Origin of the sequence: Citrobacter sp. Igbk 14 (assembly GCF_028069825.1) — a bacterium.
Lineage (GTDB): Bacteria > Pseudomonadota > Gammaproteobacteria > Enterobacterales > Enterobacteriaceae > Citrobacter.
Map to the genome: position 1 here is coordinate 1 of NZ_JANEWM010000103.1, position 7404 is coordinate 7404.

The window sequence follows — 7404 nt, forward strand, 5'->3', positions numbered from 1 at the left end:
TGGGTCAGGCGACTGGCCTGCTCCTCGAGTGCGGCAGCGGCAGCGGCCGACTCCTGCACCAGTGAGGCGTTCTGTTGCGTAACCCGATCCAGGGCTTTTTAGTGGCAAATGCAAACAAACTCACGCTCTTTATCGTGATCTTCATGCTGGCGGGGATCCTGTCGGGTGCGGTGATCCACACCTATGCCTCCCCCGGCGTCGTTACCGCCTGGGCTGATAATATTACGCTGCTCACCGACATCTTTTTGCGGCTGATAAAAATGGTCATCGCACCGTTAGTCTTCAGCACTCTGACCGTCGGAATCATGCGTCTGGGAGAAACCTCCACCATCGGACGCGTTGGCGGCAAAGCGATGATCTGGTTTATCAGCTCGTCCGTGCTGTCTATTTTGGTTGGCCTGTTTGTTGTCTCACTTGAACAACCCGGGAGCGGGCTGAACCTGGCCATTCCACTGGAAGCTACTGACACCGGACTCGCCGTCGGTGGTATGAGCCTGAAAGGTTTTCTGTCTCATACCATTCCTACCAGTATTGCCGAAGCGATGGCGAATAATGAGATCCTACAAATTGTCGTGTTCTCAATGTTCTTCGGTATTGGTGGGGCATCGTTGGGAGAGAAATTTAACGCGCCGCTGGTCGCCGCACTGGATGTGGTTTCACACATTATGTTGAAAGTGACGGGCTATGTTATGTACGTCGCGCCGCTGGCAATTTTCGCCGCTATCTCTTCCGTTATCTCCACGCAGGGCCTGGGTATTCTGCTCAACTACGCGTCATTTATTGGCGGCTACTACGTCGCTATTCTGCTGACCTGCCTGGTCCTGTTGGCAGTGGGCTATCTGGTGCTGAAGAAAGAGGTGTTCCGCCTGGTCAGTATGCTCAAAGATCCGGTGTTGGTCGCCTTCACTACCAGCAGTTCGGAAGCGGCCTACCCTAAAACGCTGGAGCAATTAACCAAATTTGGCTGCTCACGTAACATCGTGTCGTTCGTACTGCCGATTGGCTATTCATTCAACCTGGTCGGTTCGATGGTGTACTGCTCGTTCGCCTCCATGTTTATCGCACAGGCTTATAACATCCACCTTTCCTTCGCGGAAATTACCGTGCTGATGCTGACATTGATGCTGGCGTCAAAAGGGATTGCTGGCGTACCGCGTTCAGCGCTGGTGGTGCTAGCGGCAACCATTCCAAGCTTTAATATTCCTGTTGCAGGGATCCTGTTACTGATGGGCATCGACCATTTCCTTGATATGGGGCGCTCAGCGATTAACGTATTGGGTAACGGAATTGCGACAGCGATGCTGGCGCAGAAGGAAGGGTTACTGGAAGCTGAACCTGAGCTGATTGAACGAGAAGCGTAAGGGGAAAGTCTGCCGTACGCGCTACGCTTATCCGGCCTGCAACAATAATCGTTGTAGGCCGGATTCGGTATGGCGATTACGCGACGTGACTGGCAGCAATATCTAACAGCGCCATTTCTTCGCTGTTCAGCAGTTTCTCAATATTCACCAGAATCAGCATCCGGTCACCCAACGCCCCCAGCCCGGTCAGATATTCCGTAGACAAGGTAACAGCAAATTCAGGCGCAGGACGGATTTGATCCGTCGTCAGCGACAGCACGTCGGATACACCATCAACAACGATTCCCACCACACGCTGACCCAGATTCAGGACAATCACGACGGTGTTTTCATTGTAATCCACATCGCTCTGGCTGAACTTCACACGCAGATCAACGATCGGCACAATCACGCCGCGCAGGTTTGTCACACCTTTAATAAAGGCTGGCGTATTGGCAATACGCGTAACCTGATCGTAGCCGCGAATTTCCTGCACTTTCAGGATATCGATACCGTACTCTTCATCCCCCAACGTAAACACGAGGAATTCCTGACCTGACGGTTCGCCGGCCAGTTTAGTTACATTACTCATACCGGTCATATTCTTCCCTTTCTTACTCAATCAGGCGGCTGTGATTGCCACACGTTGTTCGCGGTTTAACCCCTGCAATGCAGAGACATCGACAATCAGCGCGACGCTACCGTCGCCGAGGATCGTTGCTGCGGAAATGCCTGGCACTTTGCGGTAGTTGCTTTCCAGGTTTTTTACCACTACCTGATGTTGACCAATTAACTGATCGACCAGCAACGCGTAGCGACGCCCTGCACTTTGTAAAATCACTACAATACCCTGAGTTGCTTCGGTTTTTGCACCTTCGACCTCAAAGACTTTCCACAACTCAACCAGCGGTAAATACTCACCACGCACTTCCAGAACACGCTCTCCCCCGGCCAGCGGATGGAGATCTTCTTCCCGAGGTTGCAGAGACTCCATTACCGCATTCAGCGGCAGGATAAACACTTCATCGGCTACACGAACAGACATACCATCAAGGATAGCCAGCGTCAGCGGCAACAAAATACGGATGGTTGTGCCCTGGCCCTGTTTCGACTGGATCTCAACGTGCCCGCCCATCTCCTGGATATTTCGCTTCACCACGTCCATACCGACACCACGCCCGGAAACATCCGTTACCTGCTCGGCGGTTGAGAATCCCGGGGCGAAGATCAGCATGCCAACTTCGTCATCGCTCATGTTTTCGTGGATTGGCATCCCCTGGGAAATCGCTTTCGCCAGGATACGTTCGCGGTTCAGACCCGCGCCATCATCGGTCACTTCGATACAAATATTCCCGCCCTGGTGTTCGGCAGAGAGTGTCAGATTACCAATCGGACTTTTCCCGGATTCGATGCGTTTTTCCGGCAGTTCAATGCCGTGATCGAGACTGTTACGCACCAGGTGCGTCAACGGATCGATAATACGTTCGATCAGACTCTTATCCAGTTCGGTGGAGCTACCGACCTGGGTCAGTTCAACCTGTTTACCCAATTTACCCGCCAGATCGCGCACCAGGCGCGGGAAGCGGCTAAAAACATATTCCATCGGCATCATACGAATCGACATCACCGATTCCTGCAGATCGCGGGCGTTACGTTGTAACTGCCCCATGCTGGTGATGAGATCGCCATGATTTACCGGATCCAGTTCGTTCGAACGCTGAGCCAGCATTGACTGTGTGATGACCAGTTCACCCACCAGGTTAATCAGCTGATCGACCTTCTCAACCGCCACGCGGATACTGGTCGATTCACTGGCCCGCGCAGGTTTCTCACGCTCTACTCGTCCATGCGGAGCTTCGTTGGCGGTCGCTTTGACCACCGGCGCAGGTGCTGGTGCAGCAACCGGCAGTGGCTGTGGTTCGACGACATCAGCAACAGCTGGCGTTTCTGCAGTAGTCGGCGCAGCAGTGATGGTTTCGAACTCAATCTGATCCGCTTCAATGACGAAGCAGAGCACAGCAATAATGTCATCTTCGGCGAGGTTACCGTCGATCGTAGCCGACAGCGTGTCAGCACCTTTGACCACATCGCTCAAGGTCGCCAGATTCCCCAGTTCCTCTTCCAGTAAATCGACTTCACTGGCTTTAAGGCGCGAGAGAATGATCCGCTTTTTGACCTCTTCAGCGGCAGGGGCGGCTTGTGCAACCACCTCGTCTTGTATCGCCGTGCTATCAACAACGCTCAATTTGGCGCTATTGACCACCGCGGGCGCGGTTTCACCTTTTGCTTCGAGCGCTAACTGTCGTAACGCATTACAAATGTACTCAAAGCTGGCGGCATCCGGCTCCTCTGAGTTTTTATAGGCGTCGAGCTGTTCCTGCATAATATCTTTCGTTTCCAAAAACAGGTTGATAATGTCGGCATTGAGCTGCATCTCGCCACGCCGCGCTTCATCCAGCAGGTTTTCCATCAGATGGGTCGTTTCCTGCAAAATGGTAAAGCCGAAAGTGCCCGCCCCGCCTTTAATCGAGTGCGCTGCACGAAAAATGGCATTCAGCTGTTCGGAGTCCGGGGCTTCAGGCACCAGATCCAGCAGGTGTTGCTCCATGTCAGCCAACAGTTCGTCAGCTTCATCAAAAAATGTCTGATAAAAATCGCTAATATCCATGCTCACGCTATCACCTCGGATTGGCTGGTGGCGATGTGGGAACGCTTGCCGGCGGCACCGCCGCGGGCTGTTGTAAGACACTTACCGGCTCATTCTGGCTTTCAGCGTTTTCATGCAAAATGGCCTCTTCGGCCTGCTTATTCAGAACCAGCAGGCTTATACGGCGGTTGATGGCGTCCTCGGGACCGCGATCGCTCAGACGCATCGTGGCGGCCATACCTACCACCCGTAATACTTTTCCATCATCCAGTCCACCGCTGACCAACTCGCGACGCGATGCATTGGCGCGATCGGCTGACAGTTCCCAGTTGCTATATCCCTTCTCACCGTTGGCATAGGGATAATCATCTGTATGACCAGAAAGACTGATACGGTTTGGGATCCCGTTCAGTACGGGCGCAATCGCCCGCAAAATATCACGCATGTAAGGTTCAACCTCTGCGCTTCCGGTTTTAAACATCGGGCGGTTCTGACTGTCGATAATCTGTATCCGCAGCCCTTCCTGGACTAAATCAATTTTCAGATGTGGGCGCAGTGCGCGTAGCTTAGGGTCGGATTCAATCAGCTGATCGAGATCGCCACGTAGCTTGCTCAGGCGGCTTTGCTCCATACGCTTTCTCAGGTCATCAATGTTGGGCTGCTTGTTTACTTCCCCCTGCTGCTGGGTGTAATCATCACCCCCACCGGGAATTGGGCTTTGGCTGTTCGAGATCCGATTTCCCCCCGTCACCGCAGTAGCCAGCGGTGTACGGAAATATTCGGCAATTTGAATCAGTTCTTTAGGGCTAGAGATGGAAATAAGCCACATCACCAGAAAGAAGGCCATCATCGCGGTCATAAAATCGGCGTAGGCAATTTTCCACGAACCATGCGCCCCACCACCGTGATTTTTATGTTTACGTCGCTTTACGACGATAATGGGATGGGCCTGATTTTTCATGCGTCCTCGGTCGTCTGCTGCGCTGCTGGATTTCTCACTGCACGAACATGCTCTTCCAGTTCGATAAACGAAGGACGCTCGCTGGAATACAACGTCTTACGACCAAACTCAACCGCAATCGGTGGCGCGTAGCCATTCAGATTGGAGAGCAGAGTGATCTTCACACACTGCATCATCTTGGTTGTTTCAGCGCTTTTCTGTCGCAGGACGCTGGCGAGTGGGGAAATAAATCCATAGGCCAGTAAAATACCGAGGAATGTCCCTACCATGGCATGTGCAATCAGAGCACCCAGTTCAGCCGCCGGACGATCGGCAGAAGCCAGCGCATGCACAACCCCCATCACCGCAGCCACGATCCCGAACGCTGGCAATGAGTCACCGACCATTGCAAGACTGTTAGCCGGAACTTCGGCCTCACTTTCATGCGTCTCAATCTCTTCGTCCATCAGCGCTTCAATTTCAAACGTATTCATGTTGCCGCTGATAATCAGACGCAGGTAATCGACAATAAAATCAAGCATCACTGCATCCGCAAGAATACGCGGATAGCTGGCGAAAATTTCACTCTCTTTTGGATTTTCGATATCGCGTTCAAGCGAGAACATGCCTTGCTGACGTGACTTAGCCATCAGGCGGTAGAGTAACGCCAGCAGGTCCATATACATGGCTTTGGTATATTTCGAACGCCGAAAAAGCAACGGGATCGCTTTCATCGTCCCTTTGATGGCTTTACCGTTGTTGCCAACAATGAATGCCCCGATACCCGCGCCACCGATGATAACCAGCTCAGCCGGTTGATAGAGTGCCCCAAGGTGTCCGCCGGTCATCATGTAACCGCCGAAAACTGTACCAATAACAACCAGGTAACCTAATAAGATAAGCACGACATCATCCTTTCGCAATTGACTATGACAGGATGCGCAGTCGGGCAGTTAACTCATGGTCAGGACAAAAAAAAGCAGCGGTAATCGCTTACCGCTGCTGGAGTGTTTATCCACACCGTATCAGTTAAACAGCCTGTTCGATCTGTTCATCCAGCAGTTGTGGAATAATATCGGCAGCATTCTGGGAAAGTTTACGTCTTTTTACGGCTCGCGATGGCGGCTGACATAAACTGCAGGCAAAGCTGCCTGCGGGTTGGTGCGCGTGGGTAATAAAATTTCCGCCGCAGCAGTTACAGGCAGACAATTCAAGCAAACCACTGTCAACAAAACGGACAAGGGTCCACGCACGAGTAAGCGCCAACAATGGCCCTTCTTCTGGCTGCGGGCACTGCTCAAGATATAACCGATACGCCTTAATCACAGCATCCACGCCGCTACACAAACCGGTTTTAAGCAGAAATTGCCATGCATTACAAAACATCGATGCATGAATATTTTGTTCCCACGTCATAAACCAGTCGGTGGAAAACGGAAGCATCCCTTTTGGCGGAGGACTACCGCGTAATTCTTTGTACAGCTTGATGAGTCGGCCACGGCTTAATTGCGTTTCGCTTTCCAGCATTTGCAAACGGGCGCCCAATGTGATTAATTCCATCGCTAACTGGATATCACGCGCTTCCTGAACAATGCTTTTTTCGCTCATCATCAAGCCCTTTTCTTACGCGCTGCGTCATCAATGTCGTTAAGCAGGCGTGTTGAAAGCATGATACCGGTATGAATTTGCTGAAGATCGTCAACGCGGGAATCTTGCGTCAAACGCGTTACAGTCTGATGATCGTCGAAACGGAAATGGCATACCAGTTGATTGGTTTCAGCCAATTTGACCATTTGAGGAAGTGTTAATGTTGCCAATGTATCCGCCATCTCTTCGCTGATACCCAAGCGGAACATTGCAGATGCTTTGTCCTGAACGATCAAACGCTGTGCAAGCAATAAATACGACAAATTGATGTCATAAATGTGTTTCAGCAACTCGGATGTATGCATTATTTGCATCCATAATAACCAACATTATTTTCATGCGGCAGAACCGCACCCCGTGATGTCGCCGGGAAGGCCCGGTAAAAAAAAGCAAAAGGTCAAATACATAGCAACGTGATGGCGCTTACGCGTTGTCTAAACATTCCTTTCTTAGAATGCCGCGTCCCTTACAAGCTCACATCATTTCTTACAAATGTCTAAGATTTTTCCTAATTCGACGCAACTCTACCCGCCACCCGTTACACATACAACGTAGCCATGCTGCGAATTTAAAGAATATGTGACGTAGATCACATAATCAGGCTAAACACTTAACATAAATCCATCAGCCCAGCTTTTACTTTGGCTATTTTTTAAACCATCGTTATCTCATTCAATTCCAGCCATACGAATAATCTTGCAATAAAAGCGAATAGTATTCTGTTCACGCACGTTAATATCACGCACTGAAATAGCGAGATGGATCACAGATTTAATATGAAATACCTTTTCAATTAAATCCTTAACAAACAATAACTTAAATATTAAGAC

Annotated in this window: 7 protein-coding genes; 1 reads left to right on the plus strand and 6 read right to left on the minus strand. The window is 50.9% G+C overall.

What is annotated here, in order from left to right; all coding sequences use genetic code 11:
* The first annotated feature begins 101 nt into the window (after positions 1-101).
* Positions 102-1361: a dicarboxylate/amino acid:cation symporter gene (locus NNN64_RS22115; protein WP_271442789.1), complete on the plus strand. Its 1260-nt coding sequence runs from the start codon at positions 102-104 to the stop codon at positions 1359-1361.
* A gap of 76 nt (positions 1362-1437) precedes the next feature.
* On the opposite strand, the gene cheW is transcribed toward NNN64_RS22115, so the two are convergent.
* From cheW to flhD, 6 genes are all read right to left on the minus strand, one after another.
* Positions 1438-1941, minus strand: a complete 504-nt coding sequence (gene cheW / locus NNN64_RS22120; RefSeq protein ID WP_003034638.1) for a chemotaxis protein CheW — start codon at positions 1939-1941, stop codon at positions 1438-1440.
* Positions 1942-1962: 21 nt separating this feature from the next.
* On the minus strand, positions 1963-4014 hold the full coding sequence (cheA, locus tag NNN64_RS22125) for a chemotaxis protein CheA (protein WP_271442787.1): 2052 nt from the start codon (positions 4012-4014) through the stop codon (positions 1963-1965).
* 4 nt (positions 4015-4018) lie between these two features.
* A complete protein-coding gene (motB, locus tag NNN64_RS22130; protein WP_271442788.1) occupies positions 4019-4948 on the minus strand; it encodes a flagellar motor protein MotB in 930 nt (309 codons plus the stop codon).
* A complete protein-coding gene (gene motA / locus NNN64_RS22135) occupies positions 4945-5832 on the minus strand; it encodes a flagellar motor stator protein MotA (protein ID WP_005127691.1) in 888 nt (295 codons plus the stop codon). The genes motB and motA overlap by 4 nt, the downstream gene beginning before the upstream one ends.
* 124 nt (positions 5833-5956) lie before the next feature.
* Positions 5957-6535 (minus strand): flagellar transcriptional regulator FlhC, encoded by a 579-nt coding sequence (flhC, locus tag NNN64_RS22140; RefSeq protein WP_005127694.1) that lies wholly within the window; start codon positions 6533-6535, stop codon positions 5957-5959.
* Positions 6536-6537: 2 nt separating this feature from the next.
* The gene (gene flhD, locus NNN64_RS22145) at positions 6538-6879 is read right to left on the minus strand and encodes a flagellar transcriptional regulator FlhD (protein ID WP_040232414.1); all 342 of its coding nucleotides are present in this window, start codon (positions 6877-6879) and stop codon (positions 6538-6540) included.
* Positions 6880-7404 lie beyond the last annotated feature (525 nt).

What these genes read in the sequence shown, in the direction of transcription:
- cheW (WP_003034638.1), bottom strand. Translation starts at nt 1,941, where the DNA reads ATGACCGGTATGAGTAATGTAACTAAACTGGCCGGCGAACCGTCAGGT.
- flhD (WP_040232414.1), bottom strand. Translation starts at nt 6,879, where the DNA reads ATGCATACATCCGAGTTGCTGAAACACATTTATGACATCAATTTGTCG.
- motB (WP_271442788.1), bottom strand. Translation starts at nt 4,948, where the DNA reads ATGAAAAATCAGGCCCATCCCATTATCGTCGTAAAGCGACGTAAACAT.
- flhC (WP_005127694.1), bottom strand. Translation starts at nt 6,535, where the DNA reads ATGAGCGAAAAAAGCATTGTTCAGGAAGCGCGTGATATCCAGTTAGCG.